General features: G+C 72.0%; 18 protein-coding genes. 11 read left to right on the forward strand and 7 right to left on the reverse strand.

The genetic code is table 11. The annotated features are described in order from the left end of the window. The first annotated feature begins 39 nt into the window (after positions 1–39). The 4 genes from DEJ34_RS11940 to DEJ34_RS11955 all read left to right on the forward strand — a co-directional run bounded on the left by DEJ34_RS11940 (position 40) and on the right by DEJ34_RS11955 (position 5,121). Entirely contained in the window at positions 40–864 is an 825-nt protein-coding gene (locus DEJ34_RS11940; protein WP_110911718.1) for an FAD binding domain-containing protein, read from the forward strand. After that, the gene (locus DEJ34_RS11945) at positions 861–3,671 is read left to right on the forward strand and encodes a molybdopterin-dependent oxidoreductase (RefSeq protein ID WP_110911717.1); all 2,811 of its coding nucleotides are present in this window, start codon (positions 861–863) and stop codon (positions 3,669–3,671) included. Before DEJ34_RS11940 ends, DEJ34_RS11945 begins: the two co-directional genes overlap by 4 nt. Continuing rightward, a complete protein-coding gene (locus DEJ34_RS11950; RefSeq protein ID WP_110911716.1) occupies positions 3,671–4,660 on the forward strand; it encodes an XdhC family protein in 990 nt (329 codons plus the stop codon). Before DEJ34_RS11945 ends, DEJ34_RS11950 begins: the two co-directional genes overlap by 1 nt. A gap of 116 nt (positions 4,661–4,776) precedes the next feature. Then, entirely contained in the window at positions 4,777–5,121 is a 345-nt protein-coding gene (locus DEJ34_RS11955; protein ID WP_146234151.1) for a hypothetical protein, read from the forward strand. Between the two features lie 45 nt (positions 5,122–5,166). On the opposite strand, the gene DEJ34_RS11960 is transcribed toward DEJ34_RS11955, so the two are convergent. Then, entirely contained in the window at positions 5,167–5,736 is a 570-nt protein-coding gene (locus tag DEJ34_RS11960; RefSeq protein ID WP_110911715.1) for a manganese efflux pump MntP, read from the reverse strand. Between the two features lie 375 nt (positions 5,737–6,111). Here DEJ34_RS11960 and DEJ34_RS11965 point away from each other — a divergent pair, with 375 nt between their 5' ends. Beyond that, complete coding sequence (locus DEJ34_RS11965; RefSeq protein WP_110826207.1) at positions 6,112–6,792, forward strand: hypothetical protein; 681 nt, start codon at positions 6,112–6,114, stop codon at positions 6,790–6,792. A gap of 278 nt (positions 6,793–7,070) precedes the next feature. Then, on the forward strand, positions 7,071–7,295 hold the full coding sequence (locus DEJ34_RS11970; RefSeq protein ID WP_110901192.1) for a PLDc N-terminal domain-containing protein: 225 nt from the start codon (positions 7,071–7,073) through the stop codon (positions 7,293–7,295). Between the two features lie 39 nt (positions 7,296–7,334). Here the strand turns inward: DEJ34_RS11970 and DEJ34_RS11975 are convergent, their stop codons facing one another. The 4 genes from DEJ34_RS11975 to DEJ34_RS11990 form a co-directional block, all read right to left on the reverse strand. After that, positions 7,335–8,627 carry an amidohydrolase family protein gene (locus tag DEJ34_RS11975; protein WP_110911851.1) on the reverse strand — a complete coding sequence of 431 codons (1,293 nt, stop codon included), beginning with the start codon at positions 8,625–8,627 and terminating at the stop codon, positions 7,335–7,337. Between the two features lie 190 nt (positions 8,628–8,817). Next, complete coding sequence (locus DEJ34_RS11980) at positions 8,818–9,282, reverse strand: hypothetical protein (protein ID WP_110891016.1); 465 nt, start codon at positions 9,280–9,282, stop codon at positions 8,818–8,820. Then, on the reverse strand, positions 9,279–9,644 hold the full coding sequence (locus DEJ34_RS11985; RefSeq protein ID WP_110911852.1) for an HTTM domain-containing protein: 366 nt from the start codon (positions 9,642–9,644) through the stop codon (positions 9,279–9,281). The genes DEJ34_RS11980 and DEJ34_RS11985 overlap by 4 nt, the downstream gene beginning before the upstream one ends. Beyond that, positions 9,641–10,072 carry a hypothetical protein gene (locus DEJ34_RS11990; RefSeq protein ID WP_146236948.1) on the reverse strand — a complete coding sequence of 144 codons (432 nt, stop codon included), beginning with the start codon at positions 10,070–10,072 and terminating at the stop codon, positions 9,641–9,643. Before DEJ34_RS11990 ends, DEJ34_RS11985 begins: the two co-directional genes overlap by 4 nt. A 200-nt stretch (positions 10,073–10,272) precedes the next feature. Between DEJ34_RS11990 and DEJ34_RS11995 the strand changes: the two genes are divergently transcribed. Further along, entirely contained in the window at positions 10,273–11,670 is a 1,398-nt protein-coding gene (locus DEJ34_RS11995; RefSeq protein ID WP_110911854.1) for an amidohydrolase family protein, read from the forward strand. 65 nt (positions 11,671–11,735) lie between these two features. Here the strand turns inward: DEJ34_RS11995 and DEJ34_RS12000 are convergent, their stop codons facing one another. Further along, complete coding sequence (locus DEJ34_RS12000; RefSeq protein ID WP_258368385.1) at positions 11,736–12,728, reverse strand: PDR/VanB family oxidoreductase; 993 nt, start codon at positions 12,726–12,728, stop codon at positions 11,736–11,738. Then, entirely contained in the window at positions 12,725–13,381 is a 657-nt protein-coding gene (locus DEJ34_RS12005; protein ID WP_110911855.1) for a helix-turn-helix domain-containing protein, read from the reverse strand. Before DEJ34_RS12005 ends, DEJ34_RS12000 begins: the two co-directional genes overlap by 4 nt. 153 nt (positions 13,382–13,534) lie before the next feature. Here DEJ34_RS12005 and DEJ34_RS12010 point away from each other — a divergent pair, with 153 nt between their 5' ends. The 4 genes from DEJ34_RS12010 to DEJ34_RS12025 all read left to right on the forward strand — a co-directional run bounded on the left by DEJ34_RS12010 (position 13,535) and on the right by DEJ34_RS12025 (position 17,766). Further along, complete coding sequence (locus DEJ34_RS12010; protein WP_110911856.1) at positions 13,535–14,827, forward strand: amidohydrolase family protein; 1,293 nt, start codon at positions 13,535–13,537, stop codon at positions 14,825–14,827. A 35-nt stretch (positions 14,828–14,862) separates the two neighbouring features. Beyond that, the gene (locus tag DEJ34_RS12015) at positions 14,863–15,630 is read left to right on the forward strand and encodes an ABC transporter ATP-binding protein (protein ID WP_220032837.1); all 768 of its coding nucleotides are present in this window, start codon (positions 14,863–14,865) and stop codon (positions 15,628–15,630) included. After that, positions 15,630–16,499 (forward strand): ABC transporter permease, encoded by an 870-nt coding sequence (locus tag DEJ34_RS12020; RefSeq protein WP_110826022.1) that lies wholly within the window; start codon positions 15,630–15,632, stop codon positions 16,497–16,499. Before DEJ34_RS12015 ends, DEJ34_RS12020 begins: the two co-directional genes overlap by 1 nt. Positions 16,500–16,575: 76 nt before the next feature. Next, entirely contained in the window at positions 16,576–17,766 is a 1,191-nt protein-coding gene (locus DEJ34_RS12025) for a substrate-binding domain-containing protein (protein ID WP_110891024.1), read from the forward strand. Positions 17,767–17,791 lie beyond the last annotated feature (25 nt).

A 17,791-nucleotide genomic window follows, 5' to 3' on the forward strand; every position in this document is an offset into this window, starting at 1 on the left:
CGACCGTCCCCCGTCGCCCTGCCCTGATCGGACCCGTCCATGGACCTCGTCTCCGTCCGCACCGTGCGGACGCCGTCGCACCGCGACGACCTCGCGTTCTCCCCCGGTGACCGCCCGCTCGGTGGCGGCACGTGGCTGTTCTCGGAGGAACAGCCCGGCCTGACCGGCCTCGTCGACCTGACGACGCTCGGCTGGCCCGACGTCGAACGGGCGCCCGGCAGCCTGACCGTCGCCGCGACCTGCACGATCGCGTCGCTGCTGCGCGTCCGGCCGGACGGGTCGTGGCGAGCATGGCCGCTCATCGAGCAGTGCGCGAACGCCCTGCTCGCGTCGTTCAAGGTCTGGAACGCCGCGACCGTCGGCGGGAACGTGGCCGTCGGGCTACCCGCGGGTGCGATGACGGCGCTGCTCGTCACGCTCGACGCCACCGCGGTCGTGTGGAGACCCGACGGCGGGGAGCGGCGGGTGCCCGTCGAGCGGCTCGTCCTCGGCGTGCGCACGCTCGACCTGCGCCACGACGAGGTCATCCGGTCCTTCGAGGTCCCGGAGGCGGCTCTCCGAGCGACGACCGGGTACCGGCGCGTGTCGCTCAGCCCGTACGGCCGGTCGGGGTCCCTCGTCACCGCACGGTGGTCCGCGCAGGAGTTCGTGCTCGTGGTCACGGCGGCTACCCCGCGCCCGATCGTGTTCCGGTTCGCCGGGGTCCCGACGGCCGACGGGCTCGACGACGCACTCACGGCCGCGCTCGGGTCCGACGACCACTGGTACGACGACCCGCACGGGTCCCCCGCCTGGCGCCGCGCGGTCAGCACCCGCTCCGCACACGAGCTCCGCGACGAAGCCGCAGCGGGAGGGACCCGATGAGGATCGAGGTCGACGGCACCCCGATGGAGGTCGCACCGCAGCCCGGTCAGGTCCTCCGGACGCTCCTCCGGCAGCACGGCGTGACGTCGGTGAAGAAGGGGTGCGACGCCGGCGACTGCGGTGCCTGCTCGGTGCTCGTCGACGGGGTGCCCGTGCACTCCTGCATCACGCCCGCACACCGGATGGACGGCCGGACGGTGACGACGGCAGCGGGCCTCGGCACCCCGGAGCACCCGCACCCGGTGCAGCGCGCGTTCGCGGAGGCTCCGGGGTTCCAGTGCGGGTTCTGCACGGCGGGGTTCGTCGTCACCGCGTCCACGCTCACCGACGACGACCTGGCCGACCGGCACCGGAAGCTCAAGGGCAACCTCTGCCGCTGCACCGGGTACCGGGCGATCGAGGACGCGCTCGACGGTGTCGTGAACACCGCGTGCGCGACCCCCGGCGCAGCGGTCGGGACGTCCGTCGTCGCGCCGGCCGCGATGCGCGTCGTCACCGGGCAGGAGGAGTACACGCTCGACGTCCCCGACACCCCAGCGGTCCGGGCCACCGAGGCCCTGCTGCACCTCGCCGTCCTCGGCAGCCCGCACCCGCACGCCCGCATCACCGCGATCGACACCACCGCGGCCGAGGCGCTCCCCGGGGTGCACGCGGTGTTGACGTACCGGGACGACCCCGGCGTCCTGTTCTCCACCGGACGGCACGAGTCGCGGCTCGACGACCCGGACGACACCCGGGTCCTCGACCGCGTGCTGCGGTTCCGCGGACAACGGGTCGCCGCGGTCGTCGCCGACAGCGTCCGGACCGCCGAGCTGGCGTGTGCGCTCCTCCGCGTCGACTACCAGGTCCTGCCGAGCGTGCACGACCCGGACGCCGCACGCCGACCGGGCGCACCCCTCCTGCACGGCGACAAGACGTCGGCCGAGCACCGGATCGCCGAGCCGACATGCAACGTCGTGGCGAGCCTCCACGGCGAGACGGCCGACGTCGGAGCGGCCCTCGCGGTCGCCGCCGCGACCGTCGACGGCACCTGGAGCACCGGCCGGGTCTCGCACGCCGCCCTCGAGACGCACGCCACCCGCGGGTGGGTGGACCCGGACGGGAGGCTCGTGCTCCGGACCGCCACGCAGGTCCCGTTCCTGATCCGCGACGAGATCGCCCGCGTCTTCGCGCTCGACCCGGCCCGGGTGCGCGTCGTCGCGAAGCGGGTCGGCGGCGGGTTCGGCGGCAAACAGGAGATGCTCACCGAGGACCTCGTCACGCTCGCCGTGCTGCGCACGGGCCGGACCGTGCAGTACGAGTTCAGCCGACGCGACGAGTTCACGATCGCGCCGACGCGGCACCCCATGCGCGTCCGGGTCCGCCTCGGCGCCGACACCAACGGCAGGTTGACCGCGATGCACGTCGACCAGACGATGGACACGGGGGCGTACGGCAACCACGGCATCGGCGTCATGTTCCACTCGGTCAGCGAGTCCGTCGCGGTGTACCGGTGCCCGGCCAAGCGGGTGGACGCGGAGTCGGTGTACACGAACAACCTGCCATCGGGGGCGTTCCGCGGGTACGGCCTCGGGCAGGTGGTGTTCGCGATCGAGTCCGCGATGGACGAGCTGGCGCGGGAGCTCGGCATCGACCCGCTCGAGCTCCGCCGGCGGAACGTCGTCGTGCCCGGTGACCCGCTCGTCGTGACCGATCCGCACGAGGAGACCGACCTGCGGTGGGAGGGCAGCTACGGGCTCGACCAGTGCCTCCACCTCGTGGAACAGGCCCTGGCCGGGCCCCTGCCCGAGGTCCCGCGGACGGACGGGCCGGTCCTGACGGGTCCCGGGCCCGACGGCTCCCCGGACTGGGCGTTCGGCACCGGCGTCGCACTCGCGGCCATCGCGACCATGCCGCCGCGGGGACACCACGCGCACACCTCGGTCGAGCTGCTGCCGGGCGGCCGCTACCGGATCGGCGTCGGCACGGCCGAGTTCGGCAACGGCACGACGACCGTGCACACGCAGCTCGTCGCCACCGCGCTCGGCACCACCCCGGACCGCGTCGAGGTGCACCAGTCCGACACCGACGCCGCACGGTACGACACCGGTGCGTTCGGCTCCGCAGGCGTCGTCGTCGCCGGACGTGCCCTGTACGCGGCCGCACAGGCCCTCCGGGACGAGATGACCGCACGGGCACTCGCGGTCGTGGCGGCCCGGACCCCACGGACCGCATCGGGGGTGCTCGGGCCTGCGGTCGCCGTGGAGCCCGGGGGTGTGCGGGTCGGCGACGAACTCGTCGGGCACGCGGAACTGCTCGTCGACGGTCCGCTCGTCGCGCACGGCACCCATGACGGCACGCCCCGGTCACTCGCGTTCACCGTGCACGGGGCCCGGGTCGCCGTGCACCGCCCCACCGGTGAGGTCCGGGTCCTGCAGAGCGTCCAGGCGGTGGACGCCGGCACCGTGCTCAACCCCGAACAGCTCCGGGGGCAGGTCGAGGGTGGTGCCGCGCAGGCGGTCGGCTCGGCCCTGTACGAGGAGGTCGTGCTCGACGACACCGGACGGGTCACCACCGACGCCTTCCGGTCCTACCGGGTGCCGAAGATGTCCGACGTGCCGCGCACCGAGGTGCTGTTCGCCGACACACACGACCCGCTCGGTCCCCTCGGGGCGAAGTCCATGAGCGAGGCCCCCTACAACCCCGTCGCCCCGGCCATCGCGAACGCCGTGCGGGACGCGATCGGCGTGCGGCCGTACCGTCTCCCGATGACCTGGGACCGGGTGTGGGCGCTGCTCGCCGACCCGGCCGACGCCGGAGGTGCGTGATGTTCGAACTGGCGCCGCGCCTCCTGGCCGTCCTCGACGCCGGCGACCCCGTCGTCGTCGCGACCGCCGTCGACGTGCAGGGCAGCTCACCGAGCGGGACCGGCACCTCGATGGCGGTGCTGCCCGGTGGCGAGGTCGTCGGGACGATCTCCGGCGGGTGCGTCGAGGGGTCCCTGTACCTGACGGCGGAGGAGGTCCTGACGACCGGTGTCGCCGTGCTCGAGCGCTTCGGGTTCGAGGACCCGTCCGACCCCGCTGCCGACTGGGCGCCGGGGCTGCGGTGCGGCGGGCGGGTCGAGGTCCTCGTCCACCGCGTCCTGCCGAGCGATGCCGTCGTGCTCGACGCGCTCCGTGCCGCCGCCGCCGGGACGCCGACGTCGCTCACGGTGTCCCTGGAGCCCGCGTCGCTCGGCGCGGTCGTGCGTCCGGCGGACGGGTGCCGGACGCGGGTCTTCACCGAGTACGCCGGTGGCCGCGCCCGCTGCATCGTCGTCGGTGCCGTCGAGTTCGCCGTCGCCGTGACGAACACCGCGGCCATGCTCGGCTACGCGGTCACCGTCGTCGACCCGCGGCCGGTGTTCCTCACCGACCAGCGGTTCCCGGCGGCGCAGCAGCGGATCGTGGGGTGGCCGCCCCGGGTGCTGGCCGACACCGCGATCGGGCCGGACAGCGTCGTGGTGCTGCTGTCCCACGACGACCGGTTCGACGCCGAGGTGCTCGACCTCGCCCTCCGCCGCGGTGCCGGGTACGTCGGGGCGATGGGGTCCCGCGCGACGCACGAGCGGCGTCTGGCGGTGCTGCACGACCTCGGGACGCCCGACACCGCGCGGCTTCGTTCCCCGATCGGGCTCGACATCGGAGCGGAGACACCGGCGGAGATGGCGCTGGCGATCATGGCCGAGGTGGTGGCCGTGCGCCGGGGCGCTCCGGGCGGTCCGCTCGTCGACGGGAGCGGGGCGCTCCACCAGCGGACGGCCCAGACCCGGTGACCAGCCGCGGCGGGCCACTCCCCGCCGGTACCCCGACGGCGCGGAGCATCGGCGATGTCGCTCCGTCGACCAGTGAGGGCGTCGGCCGCCGAGAGATGGCTCGCTAGGCTCCAGCTGTGTCCATGACAACCGGCCCGATCGGCGCTCGGGGAACCACGCTCGTCGTCGCGACCGTCCTGACGTCGGTGTCCGCCGGAGCGTTGCTGGTGCTCTGGGCAGCTCTCTGGCTGCCGGTGCTGCTGCGCGGCGCGGACACGGCGCTCTTCCTGTGGCCGCTCGTCGTGGTCCTGGCCGTCGGACCGTGGTGCGGCTCGGTGGCAGCGCTGGTCCTCGCTGCCGTCGCACTCGGCGGGAGACGGGCGCCGACCGCAGCGACCGCCGTGCTGCTCGCCAGCGCACTGGTCGTCGTGGTCGCACCGGTGGCACTGTGGTTCGGCGCACCGACGCCGCTGGGTGTCTGAGCGTCCTCCTCCGCTCTCGGCACCGTCCGCCCGTGGGGATGCGACTCAGCCCAGGACGCCCGTGTGCTCGAGCACGATCTGCACGCCGATGAGGATGAGCACCACGCCCCCGGCGATCTCCGCCGGCTTGCCGAAGCGTGCACCGACGCGCCGGCCGACCACCACGCCGACGTAGCTCAGCACCGCGGTCGTGACCCCGATGAGCAGCACCGCCCACCCGATCGACACCGGCAGGAACGCCAGCGTGATGCCGACCGCGAGCGCGTCGATGCTCGTGGCGACGGCGAGGACGAGCAGTTCCCGGACGCGGAGCCGGTCCGTGTCCTCGTCGGTGTCCTCGTGCCCGTGGAAGGCCTCCCACAGCATCTTCCCGCCGACGAGCGCGAGCAGGCCGAAGGCGACCCAGTGGTCGACATCCGCGATGGCGCTGGCGAAGGCGGTGCCGAGCAGCCACCCGAGCAGCGGCATGAGCGCCTGGGAGGCCCCGAACACCAGCGCGATGACCACGGCCTGGCGCACGGAGAACCGCTTCATGTGCAGGCCCTTGCCGAGTGCGACGGCGAAGGCGTCGGCGGAGACGCCGAGCGCGATCAGGAACAGGGCCCAGAACGACATGGGGTGGCGCCTCTCGAGACGGACGGAGGAGACGCCGTCGTCTCGGAACCCGACGATCCTGCCATGTCGATCGCAGCCTCCGGGACCGGAAAGGCCTGATCAGGAGGATTCGTCTGCCCGAATCCGCCCGTTGGGCGCACCGCTCGGGCAGGAGCGGACGACCCGGCGGGGCGGCCGGATGTAACAGGACGGTAACGACGGGAAACCCACCCAAACCATGTCGGCACCGGTGCCGAATCACTGTCACAAGCCGGGAACGGCCCGCAAGCGCTCACCAGCCGCACATCGCTGGTTCTCCACCCCTTTCGCGGGGTGTGTTCGGTGTGCATCCCATTCCAGATCCGCGCCGAGCGCGACAAGCAAAGGAACGAAGACATGCGCAAGTCCCTGAAGACCTCGATCACCCTCGCCACGACCGGTGCCCTCGTGCTCGGCGGTGCAGCGTTCGGCGTCAGTGCCGCGAACGCCTCCACCCCGGCCGTGCACACCGTCTCCAGCTCCGCGTCGAAGATCCCCGCCCCGGTCGCCTCGGTCCCCGAGGTCCTCGGCGGCGACACCTCCGTCGCCCTCGACAAGGGCTTCACCGACGCCCTGACCTCGCTGAAGCTCACCCCGGGTGTCTCGGGAGATGCGACCCTGGAGGACGGCGCCGTGTCGTTCCCGATCACCTCCGGCTCGGTCACCTACTGGAGCCCGGACGGCAACTACCGCCCCTACGTCCAGGGTCTGCTGAACCACGACGACTCCGGCCTGACCCTCAAGGCCGGCGACACCACCGTCACGCTCGAGAACTTCGTCGTGAACCCGGGCTCCTCGAAGCTCTACGGTGACGTCCTCGTCAACGGCAAGGTCGCCGCCCCGAACGCGTTCCTGTTCGAGCTGCACGGCGGCTCCCTCAAGCCCCTCCAGCTCGAGGGCGACAACGCGATCCTGACCGGCACCACCGTCCACATCTCCCAGGACGCCGCGGACCTGCTGAACCAGACCTTCAAGACCGACGCCGTCAAGCGCGGACTGCTCGTCGGCACCGCCACCATCACCGCCCAGATCAAGTAACACCCGATCTGACGCACCACCACCAGAACGCCGTCCCGCACACCGCGGGACGGCGTCCTCGCGTCCCCGGAACCAGACGCCCGGGTTCCACGACACCCCGCCGCCGTCCCTCCGTGGTTCCACAATTCGCGCACCTCGACCGTCGAGATGCGCGAACCACGGAACCACGGCAGGACCGACGGGAGGCGACCACTGCCGACGGGAGGCTCGTCCGCCGTTCCCGACGCCGCTACACTCCGGGAGCGGAGTGCGACCGAGCCCTCCAGCGGAGGTGGGACGTGTTCGGGAACCTGGCTGTCGGAACGCACGCCGCGGTGCTGCTCGTGATCATGCTGCTCGAGGTCGGGGCGCTGGTGGTCCTGTGGCGTGACCGGACGCGGAGTCAGCTGGCGAAGGTCGTCTGGACGGTCGTCGTCGTCGTGCTCCCGGTCCTCGGCGCGCTCGGCTTCCTGCTCAACTGGGCACTCGGGCGGCTCGCGGACCGGCTGAACCGCGCGCACTGACCGAAGCCACCAACCGGACCGAGCGCCCCGCGCGGCGGCTCACGCAGGTGTCCGTGCCAACCGCTCGCGCAGGCGAGCCGCCAGCTCGCCCTCGTCGGCCGTGACGAGCCTCCCGTCCCGCACGACCACGCGGCCACCGACGACGACGTGGCGGGGCCGCCGCCCCGGGAACGCCCACAGGAGGCCGGCGACCGGGTCGGCGACCCCGGCATCCGCGACGCCGGAGACGTCCCAGACGCAGAGGTCCCCGGCCGACCCGGCGCCGAGGTGTCCGAGTTCCGGCCGCCCGAGACCGACGGCGGACCCTTCGGTCGCCGTGCCGAGCACCTGTCGGGCGGGCAGCTGCGGCCCGACGAGTGCGGAGACCTGCATCGCTAGGCGGGCGTCCGCGAGCAGGTGTCCGGCGTCGTTGCTGCCGCCACCGCTGGTACCCAGACCGACCGGGACGCCCGCGGCGAGGAGCCGCGCGACCGGCGCGATCCCCCACCCCATCGGCACGTCGCACCCCGGTGCGTGCGTGGCCGTGACCCCGGCAGCCGCGATGCGGGCGACCTCGTCGTCGGTGACGTCGCACAGGTGGGCGATCGTGACGTCGGGCGCGAGCCACCCCCACTGCTCGAGCAGGTCGAGCGGGCGTCGTCCGTACCGCTCGAGGGCGATGGCGGTGTCGACCTGTTCGTTCGCCTGCGTGCGTCGGCGCAGGCCGTGCTGGGCGGCGACCTCGCCGAGGGCACGGAACGTCGCCTCGCCGTCCGAGTGCACGCCCGCAGGACCGACCGCGACCTGCAGTCGTCCGTCGGGGTCGACGCCGCCGACCGCGTCCTCGTGGAGCAGTCCGGTGACGATCGCGTCCGCCGACGCGGCCGCCCGCTCAGGGTCGTCCCGGGCGCTCCCCCGGACGAACACCAGCCGCCCGCCGAGTCCGCGGACGGCGTCCACCGTGGCCGCGGCGAGCGCGACCGTGTCGTCCGCCGTCGCGTCCGCCGGCCAGTTGAGGTGGTGGTCGGCGATGGTGGTGACCCCGGACAGGAGACCCTCCGCGGCCCCGACGGCAGCGGCCAGTCCGTAGAGCTCCGGGTCGTGGCCCACCCGGCCGTACGCACCGGCCATCGCCGGCAGCCAGTCCGCCATCGGTACACCGCGGGTCCCTGGGAGGGTCCGGAACGCCGTCTGCAGCAGGTGGTGGTGTGCGTTGACGAGGCCGGCGGTGACGACACATCCCGAGGCGTCGAGCGTCGTCGCGACCGCACTGCCGTCGTCGACCACGACGTCGCCGTCACGCTCGGTACGGGGGTCGACGAGAACACGGTGTGCGCCGGTGACGGAGAGCATGCAGCGTTTGTAGCAGCGCGGTGTTTCGGGACGGTGTCGAACAGGGACCTCTTCGTCATCCCGCGGCTTCGTCTCATCGCTGAGACAGCTTGCCGATCGTTCTCAGCAGTGAGACGAGGGGTCGTCTTCCACAGCGCCGAGCGGCATGACCGAGGTCCTCGTCCGGCTACGGAGCGGGCTCGATCGATCCTCAGCGCGCGACCAGACGGGCTCGGATGTGTTCGGCGACACGCTCCGGATCACTGCACTGCACCACGTATTCATGATTCCTCCGGGTCCGCAGGACGACTGCCGGCCGGTTCCCGAGGATGAGCCCCGTCGCGGCGCCGTTCCACCGCAGGCCGACACCACCGAACCGGAACCAACTCTGTTCTTCGACCCTGACGGATTCCAACTCGGAGTACTCGAGCTGACGACGCCAGAGGGGGAAGAACCGAAGGTCGACGCTGTCAGCGACGTCCACGCGCACGGAGGCGGTGACGAGGACGAAGCCGGCACCGAGTACGAGCACGGCGGGGAGCATCGTCAACGTCGCGGGACCGATTCCGATCTCACGGACGAGGAGGACCATGAGGGCGACCATGCCACCGAAGCTGAGCAGGAGGAAAGCGCCGAGCACCCTCATCCAGGCAGGTCCGTTCGTCGTCTCCGTCATACCGGTGTCTCCTTTTCTCTTCCCGAGCGGATCCGGTACATCCTCGGTCGAACGAGTGACCATCCGACCGGGACGACCAAGATCAACAGCGCGGCACCCATCACGAACGCGAAGCTCGACACGCCGAGCACCAGCCAGATGGCGAGATGGAACAGGAGTGCGATCGGCAGCAGTATCCGCAATCGGAACGGCGTCGGCAGGAGCACGGCGATCGCGAGACTGAACTCCAGCACGAGCGTTCCCCAGGACGAAGCGGCGACCAGCACTGGGCGCATCGTCACCCATTCCGCCACCGGCCGGAGGAGCGGCGGTGCCCCGAACACGTTGTTCCGCACCCAGTAGAAGAGGGCAGTGCCGTTCACCCACTCTGCACTGCTGAGCTTCCCGAGATCTCCGTGAAGTACTCCGGATCGCGCTCGATCAGTTGCTTCTCGATCTGTCGAACCTCCGCCACGGACGTCGGCGTGCTGACCTGGAGCAGAACGGCTTCGATCTCGTTGTCAGTGAGCGTGGAGACGGCGGTGTTCTCGAGCAACATCCGTGTGCGTTCTCCGCCTTGCAGGAAGAACAGGCTCTCGAACACCTGCCGACCGCGCTGCGCAGCGACGGACCCGGGGGCGTCGCCGTCCGTACCGACGTGCTGCTCCTGAACTACTGGAAGTGCCTTCTGTGTCGGCTGCACAGCCATCGCTGGGACCGCTGTCCCGGCGATGAGCGCAGCAGTGACCAGCCCGACTCCTCCGGTCGTCATCAACGTTCGGCATCGGCTGTGTTCCGCGATTCTGGTCATGGCGTCGATACTTGTCGTCTTACATTCAGTATGTCAACCATGACCAGGGCTCAGAACACCTGCGGATCGGGACACGACCTCCTTCCCGCAGGACTGTGACCCCTTCATCCGTTCTCCGCGTCGTTCCGCCGGCGCCCGCCAGCACCAGTGGGAAACCCGACGGGAACACCCGCGAAACACGGGGTCCCTAGGTTCTCCCCATGACCCAGACCCTGATCCGGGGCGGGTGGGTGCTGACCGCCGCCCCCGACGCCTCCGCCACACCGTCCGCGATCCGGGACGGTGCGGTGCTCCTCGACGGGACCCGGGTCGCCGCGGTCGGCACCTTCGCCGAGCTGTCGGCGGCGCACCCGGAGGTGGCCGTGCGTGGCGGGGCGAACGACGTCGTCACGCCCGGCTTCGTGAACACGCACGGGCACTTCAGCGAGGGGCTCATCACGGGGATCGGCTCGCAGTACACGCTGTGGGAGTGGTTGAACGCCCTCATCGCGCGCGTCAACCCGGTGATGACGCGCGACAAGGCGTACGCGGGCACCATGCTGCAGGGCATCCAGATGCTCCGGAGCGGCGTGACGACGGCGAACGACATGTTCTGCTCGGACCCGGTCCCCGGCGAGCCGGCGACACCGGGGGTCGTGCAGGCGCTCGAGGAGCTGGGGCTTCGCGGGATCGTGTCGTTCGGCTCCGGAGACGTCGACCGGGACTTCGGTGCGACCCCGATCCTGGAGGAGTTCGACGCGCTCCGTGAGGCCGCCGAGGCGAGCCGCTACAGCTCGTTCCGAGTCGGCGTCTCGTCGATCGGCCGGTACACCGACGCGACGTGGCAGGAGCACGTCGACTACGCGGTCGCCGGCGGCCACGGCGTGCACGTGCACTTCCACGAGGTGCGCGAGGAAGTCACCGCCGCCCGCCAGCGCACGGGGAGGACGGCGATCGGGTACGCCGAGGCGACGGGCATGTTCGAGGTGCCGGTCATCGCCGCGCACAGCGTGTGGATGGACCGGGAGGACCGCGAGACCTACGCGGCGAACGGTGTCGGTGTCGCACACAACCCGGTCGCGAACGGGATCCTGGCCAGCGGCATCGCCCCGGTCGCCGAACTGCGAGCGCTCGGGATCCCGGTCGGGATCGGCGTCGACGGTCCCGCGTCGAACGACTCGCAGGACTTCCTGCAGGCGATGAAGACCGCCGCGCTCCTGGCACGCATCCGCGACCTGCAGGCGACCGCGATGACCGCCCGCGAGGCGTTCGAGATGGGCACCATCGGCGGTGCCCGGGCCCTGCGCATGGAGGACGAGATCGGGTCGCTCGAGCCCGGCAAGCGCGCCGACCTCGTCGTGTTCGACGGCGAGAGCCCGACGCTCGCGAACGTCCACGACCCGTTCCAGGCGGTCGTCTTCGTCGCGGGCAGCCGCGAGGTCAAGGACGTCTGGGTCGACGGCGAACTGAGCCTGGCCGACTTCGAGGTCACCCGCGTCGACGTCCGGGAAGCCGTGGCCCGGTCCCGTCCGCTGGCCCGTCAGCTCATCGAGCAGGCCGGCCTGGAGCGCCTGTCGGCGCTCACGGGTGCCCCGCTCGACGACACCGAGCGCCCCTGACGGAGCGACCGAGCACCGGACGGGAGGCCCGGACCGCGTCCGGATCCGGGCCTTGCGTCCGGCGGTCAGAGCTCCAGGACCAGACGCGGGCACCCGGCCGCCGCGCGGCTGACGCAGACCATCATCGTGCGGTCGTCGGCCTGCTCCGCGGGACTGAGCACGGTGTCCCGGTGGTCGACCGACCCCTCGAGGACGGGCGTCTCGCACGTGCCGCAGGTGCCCTCGCGGCAGGACGACAGCACGAACGCGCCGGCGTCCTCCGCCACCTCGAGCAGGGTCCGGTCGGCGGGGACGGTGACGGTCGTGCCGGTGATGGTGAGCTCGACCTCGAACGCCTCCCCCGGGGCGTCGACGTCCGCGGCGGGCTCGAACCGTTCGACCCGGACGCTGCCGGCCGGCCAGTGCGCGGCGGCGGTCTCGACCGCGTCCATCAGCCCGCGGGGGCCGCAGCAGTAGACGACGGCGTCGCGCGGTTCGGCGAGCAGCCCGACCACGTCCAGCCGGGGTGCCTCGTCGGCGGCGGCGAGCGTGACCCGGTCGGGGTGTGCCGCGAGGAGCTCGTCGGCGAACGCCATCCGGTCGCGGGACCGACCGGCGTAGTGCAGCTCCCACGGCGTCCCGGCCCGCTCGGCCGCGGCGATCATCGCGACGATCGGGGTGATCCCAATCCCGCCGGCGACGAACACCGCGGGACGCCCGGGGTCGAAGCCGAAGTGGTTCCGCGGGCCGCCCACGGTCACGTCGTCGCCGACGCGGAGCAGGTCGTGCACGGCCACCGAGCCACCGCGTCCGGTCGCCTCGCGGAGGACCGCCACCCGCCAGTGTCCGTCGTCCGTCGTGGTGACGAGCGAGTACTGTCGCTCGACGCCGGGCGCCACCCCGAGGTCGACGTGGGCACCGGGCTCCCATGCCGGCAGCGGCGCCGAGTCGAGCGGGGCGAGGTCGAGCGTCACGACGTCCGCAGCCACCTGCCGCCGGGCCGCGATCCGCATCCGGTGTCGCGCCTCTGTCTGCGGCACGGCGGTGCCGTACGCGCCGTTGCTGATGCCCGCGCTCATGCGCCGGCTCCGGACCGCGGCGTCTCCTTGACGACGATGAGGTGGAACGCGCTGCCGTCGGCACTGCACCACCGGTGTCCGGTCCCGCCGCGGTAGTACGCCGAGTCGCCGGGGCCGAGCCGCAGCACGTCCTGGCCGCGCAGGTCGAGCACGACGGCACCGGCGAGCACCGTCAGGAACTCGTCCTCGTGGTGCTCGAAGTACTCGCCGAGGTCGGTGTTGTCGCCCTTCCACTCGAGCGGCTCGAAGGCGTGTGGTCCGGCGTGCACGAGCAGCCTCGCCTCGCCGCTCGAGAACGGGCCGCGGGCGCCCTCGCCGGCGCGGAGCACCTCGGGCCGTCGGTCGTCGGGCTCCTGGCGGACCGGTGCCCCGGCGGCGAGGAGGGCGACCTGCGTGGTGTCGAGCGCTCCGGCGATCTTCTCGAGCGACACCATGCTCGCGCGGGAGTGACCCCGTTCGACCTGGCTGAGGAACGGGTGCGACAGGCCGGTGCGCTCGGCGAGCTGTACGAGCGTCATCCGTGCCGCGCGGCGAAGCGTCCGGACGTGCGCGCCGATCCGGCGGGCCTGTTCGTCGACGACGCGATCGGTCGTGGGCTCGACCGCGGGGGTCGGAGCGGTGGCCGGTCCGGTGTCGGTCAGTTCGGTGGGCATCGCGCTCCGATCGGGGACGGGAGGGGCTGGGCGTTCCGTGCACGTCATCTCGTCACAGGCGGCAACCGGCGCGAAACCGGGGGGAAACACGGTCGCCCTAGCATCGAAGATGTTGATGCGATCAACATTGTCACACACGATCGAGAGGGTCCCATGGAGTCGTCACTGCCCCGTCGGGTCGCCCTCCTCCGCTCCGCGCTGCTGCCGGACGGCAGGCTCGTGGACGTCGCGATCGACGGCGACACGGTCAGCGCGGTGGCTCCGGCCGACACGCTCGCAGCCGGCGACGCGGACACGCTCGACCTCGACGGACGCCTGCTGCTCCCCGCTCCCGCCGAGCCGCACGCCCACCTCGACAAGGCCCTCAGCGCGGACCGGATCCGGCCGCCGCTCGGCGACCTCGGATCAGCCATCGCGGCCTGGGCGGCGCACGCCACGACCATGACGGTCGCGGAGATCGCCGACCGGGCGCGGACGCAGGCGCTCGCCATGCTCGCCGCCGGGACGACCGCGATCCGGACCCACGTCGACGTCCTGAGCGACGGTGGCACCGCGAGCGTCGCCGACAGCGTCCGCGGAGCACGGGCACTCGTGCAGGTCCGCGAGGAACTCGCCGACCTCATGGACATCGAGCTCGTCGCCCTGGCCGGACCGCTCGCGCCGGACGAGCACGTCGAAGCGGTGCTCGACCTCGGCGTCGACCTGGTCGGCGGCGCCCCGCACCTCGCCGAGGACCCGCTCGCCGACGTCGACCGGTTGCTCGCGATCGCCCGGCGCCGCGGCCTCGGGGTCGACCTGCACGCCGACGAGAGCCTCGACGGGCCGGTCACGCTCGACCACTACGCCCGGGCGGTCCGCGACTGGCCGCGCGACCGCCAGTACTCCGCCGGCCACTGCGTCCGGCTCGGCACGCTCGGCCCGGAGCGGCTGGCCGAGGTCGTCGCCGACGTGGCCGCCGCGGACATCGGCGTCATCACGCTGCCGATCACGAACCTCTACCTGCAGGGCTGGCAGCACCCGGTGTCGACGCCGCGCGGCCTGACGGCGATCCGCGCACTCCTCGCCGCCGGGGTCCGGGTGGCCGCCGGCGCCGACAACGTCCGCGACCCGTTCAACCCGGTCGGCCGCAGCGACGCGCTCGAGACCGCGTCCCTCCTCGTCACCGCCGGACACCTGACGCCGGACGAGGCGTACGCGATGGTGAGCGTCGCCGCCCGGAGCGTGATGGGCCTCCCGGCCGCCGGCCCGGTCGTCGGGGCGCGCGCCGACCTGCTCGCCGTCGCCGCGACCAGCGTCACCGACGCGGTCGCGAACGCGCCGGCCGACCGCATCGTCCTGTCCCGCGGGCGGCTCGTCGCCCGCACCGAGGTGCAGCGCAGCGTCGCCGCCCCCACCAGCGCCCAGGCACCCGCCGTGCCCGAGCCCGCAACCGTCCCCGTTCCCTGACCGCGCACCACCATGCACGAGAACACGAGGTACCCGTGACCACCACCGCACCAGCCCCCGTCACCGCGACGGACACGCTGCTCGACTTCCGGAACGTCGAGATGACCTTCCCCAACGGCACGATCGCGCTGCAGGGCGTCGACCTCACCGTCGACCGCGGGCAGTTCGTCTCCGTCGTCGGCCCCTCCGGCTGCGGCAAGTCGACGCTGCTGCGGATCGCGTCCGGCCTCGAGACCGCGTCCGACGGCGCGGCCGGGGTCGCCGCCGACCGGATCGGGTACGTGTTCCAGGACGCCACCCTCCTGCCGTGGCGCACCGTGCAGGGCAACGTCGAGCTGCTCGCCGAACTCGGGAACGTGCCGAAGGCCGAGCGGGCCGCGAAGGCGGCGCACGCGATCGACCTCGTCGGGCTGAACGGCTTCGAGACGAACCTGCCGAAGCAGCTCTCCGGCGGCATGCGGATGCGCGTCTCACTCGCCCGGTCCCTGACGCTCGACCCGGAGCTGTTCCTGTTCGACGAGCCGTTCGGCGCCCTCGACGAGATCACCCGCGAGCGCCTGAACGACGAGTTGCTCCGCCTGTTCGTCGAGCAGCAGTTCGCCGGGCTCTTCATCACCCACTCGGTGTCCGAGGCGGTCTACCTGTCGACCGAGGTCGTCGTCATGTCCGGCCGTCCGGGCGGCATCGTCGGGCGCTTCGCGGTGCCGTTCCCGATGCCCCGTGACCCCGACATCCGCTTCACGCCGGAGTTCGCCGAACTCGTCGGCGAGGTCTCGCACGCACTCCGGGAAGGACGCCGCTGATGGTCACGCTGCAGGAGGTCGCGGACGCCCGCACCGCGCGCACCGCCGCCCGTCGCTCCACCCCGCGCACCCGTCGGTCGGTCACCTGGTGGCAGCCCGTCGTCGTCCTCGCGGTGCTCGTCGGCGTCTGGTACGCCGCGGCCGCCTACTACGACCACGTGCGGGGCCTGGCGTTCCTCGTGCCGTACCCGCACCTCGTGCTCAAGGCGATCGTCGCACCGACCGGGATGAACGGCGCACCCTCGACCTTCGGCCACGACCTGTGGACGGCACTCGGCCGGACGACGGTCGTCTCGCTCACCGGCCTCCTGTTCGCCATCGTCATCGGCGTCCTCTGGGCGATGGCGATGGCCCAGGCGAAGTGGCTCGAGAACTCGCTCTACCCGTACGCGGTCGTCCTGCAGTGCGTGCCGATCCTGGCGCTCGTGCCGCTCATCGGCGCCCTGTTCGGGTACGAGTTCACGAGCCGCGTCATCGTCACCGTGATGATCGCCCTGTTCCCGATGGTGTCGAACACGCTCTTCGGCCTGCAGTCGGCCGACAAGGGGCAGCGCGAGCTCTTCCGCCTGCAGCGTGCCGGCCGGTTCGCCCAGCTCGTGAAGCTGCAGGTCCCCGCCGCCCTGCCGTCGATCTTCGTCGGCCTGCGCACCTCGGCCGGCCTCAGCGTCATCGGTGCGATCGTCGGCGACCAGTTCTTCCAGCGCGGCAACCCCGGCCTCGGCGTCCTCATCCAGGTGACGGCCTCGCGGCTGATGGGACCCGAGCTCTACGCGACCATCATCATCGCCTCGCTCTACGGCGTCGCGGTGTTCCTCGTCTTCGGCCTGCTCGGTCGTCTGGCCGTCGGCCGCTGGCACGACTTCGGCTGAGCCGATCCCCGTCTCCCCTCCCCTCCCACAGCACCCGCCCCAGCACCACGAGACCCGCACCACGAACGGAGCCTCCATGCGCACCACCACCCGACTCGGCGCTGTCACCGCCGCCCTCACCGTCTCCGCGATCGCCCTCACCGGCTGCGCGAGCGGTTCGGCGACGAGCGCCACCACCACCGCTGCGACGAGCGCCGCCACCGGCCCGGCCGTCGACCTCTCCGACGTCTGCCCCGCGACCGTGGTCGTGCAGACCGACTGGAACCCGGAGGGCGAGCACGGCCACCTGTACCAGATGCTCGGCGCGAACCCGGCGATCGACGCCTCGGGCAAGACCGTCACGGGCGACCTGGTCGCGAACGGCAAGCCGACCGGCGTCAAGCTCGAGATCCGTGCCGGTGGCCCGGCCATCGGCTACTCCAAGGTCAGCTCGCAGATGTACCAGGACAAGTCGATCACGCTCGGCTACGTCTCCACCGACGAAGCGGTCATGTTCTCCGGCGAGCTGCCCACGACGGCCGTCTTCGCCGAGAACGACCAGTCCCCCATGGCGATCATGTGGGACCCGGCGACCTACCCGGACGTCGACAGCATCGAGAGCCTCGGCAAGGCACTCGAGGAGAACGACGGCGTGGTCCGCTACTTCAACGACGCCGCCTACATGTCGTACCTCGAGCAGTCCGGCATCCTGCCGAAGAGCGTCCTCGACGGCAGCTACGACGGCACCCCGTCCAAGTTCGTGTCGGCCGGCGGCAAGGACGCCCAGCAGGGCTTCGCCACCGCCGAGCCGTACGTGTACAAGAACCAGGTCGCCGCCTGGGGCAAGAAGGTCGAGTCGGCTCTCATCTCGAGCACCGGCTGGAACCCCTACCCCGAGACGATGTCCGTCCGCTCGGACCAGATGTCCGAACTGAAGCCGTGCCTCGAGAAGCTGGTGCCGGTCATGCAGCAGGCCGACGTGGACTACCTGGAGTCGCCCGCCGCGACGAACGACCTCATCACGCAGCTCGTGCAGCAGTACAACAACGGCTGGACGTACGACTCGAAGGTCGGTGCGTTCGCGGCCGAGCAGATGCAGAAGCGCGGCATCGCCACGGACGGTGACAACGGGTACGTGGGCGACATGGACGAGCAGCGCATGGCCGACTTCATCGAGAAGGCCACGCCCGTCTTCTCCGGCTCCGGCGGGAACATGAAGAAGGACCTCGCGCCCTCCGACCTGTACACGAACGAGTTCCTCGACGACTCGATCTCGCTCGGCTTCTAGCCGGTCCGGCCCGGCCGACCATCCA

The sequence above is a fragment of the Curtobacterium sp. MCPF17_050 genome (genome assembly GCF_003224435.2).
GTDB lineage: Bacteria > Actinomycetota > Actinomycetes > Actinomycetales > Microbacteriaceae > Curtobacterium.

What these genes read in the sequence shown, in the direction of transcription:
- DEJ34_RS11945 (WP_110911717.1), top strand. Translation starts at nt 861, where the DNA reads ATGAGGATCGAGGTCGACGGCACCCCGATGGAGGTCGCACCGCAGCCC.
- DEJ34_RS12025 (WP_110891024.1), top strand. Translation starts at nt 16,576, where the DNA reads ATGCGCACCACCACCCGACTCGGCGCTGTCACCGCCGCCCTCACCGTC.
- DEJ34_RS12005 (WP_110911855.1), bottom strand. Translation starts at nt 13,381, where the DNA reads ATGCCCACCGAACTGACCGACACCGGACCGGCCACCGCTCCGACCCCC.
- DEJ34_RS12020 (WP_110826022.1), top strand. Translation starts at nt 15,630, where the DNA reads ATGGTCACGCTGCAGGAGGTCGCGGACGCCCGCACCGCGCGCACCGCC.
- DEJ34_RS11965 (WP_110826207.1), top strand. Translation starts at nt 6,112, where the DNA reads ATGCGCAAGTCCCTGAAGACCTCGATCACCCTCGCCACGACCGGTGCC.
- DEJ34_RS11950 (WP_110911716.1), top strand. Translation starts at nt 3,671, where the DNA reads ATGTTCGAACTGGCGCCGCGCCTCCTGGCCGTCCTCGACGCCGGCGAC.
- DEJ34_RS11990 (WP_146236948.1), bottom strand. Translation starts at nt 10,072, where the DNA reads ATGACCAGAATCGCGGAACACAGCCGATGCCGAACGTTGATGACGACC.
- DEJ34_RS12010 (WP_110911856.1), top strand. Translation starts at nt 13,535, where the DNA reads ATGGAGTCGTCACTGCCCCGTCGGGTCGCCCTCCTCCGCTCCGCGCTG.
- DEJ34_RS11960 (WP_110911715.1), bottom strand. Translation starts at nt 5,736, where the DNA reads ATGTCGTTCTGGGCCCTGTTCCTGATCGCGCTCGGCGTCTCCGCCGAC.
- DEJ34_RS11995 (WP_110911854.1), top strand. Translation starts at nt 10,273, where the DNA reads ATGACCCAGACCCTGATCCGGGGCGGGTGGGTGCTGACCGCCGCCCCC.
- DEJ34_RS12000 (WP_258368385.1), bottom strand. Translation starts at nt 12,728, where the DNA reads ATGAGCGCGGGCATCAGCAACGGCGCGTACGGCACCGCCGTGCCGCAG.
- DEJ34_RS11940 (WP_110911718.1), top strand. Translation starts at nt 40, where the DNA reads ATGGACCTCGTCTCCGTCCGCACCGTGCGGACGCCGTCGCACCGCGAC.
- DEJ34_RS11980 (WP_110891016.1), bottom strand. Translation starts at nt 9,282, where the DNA reads ATGACGGAGACGACGAACGGACCTGCCTGGATGAGGGTGCTCGGCGCT.
- DEJ34_RS11975 (WP_110911851.1), bottom strand. Translation starts at nt 8,627, where the DNA reads ATGCTCTCCGTCACCGGCGCACACCGTGTTCTCGTCGACCCCCGTACC.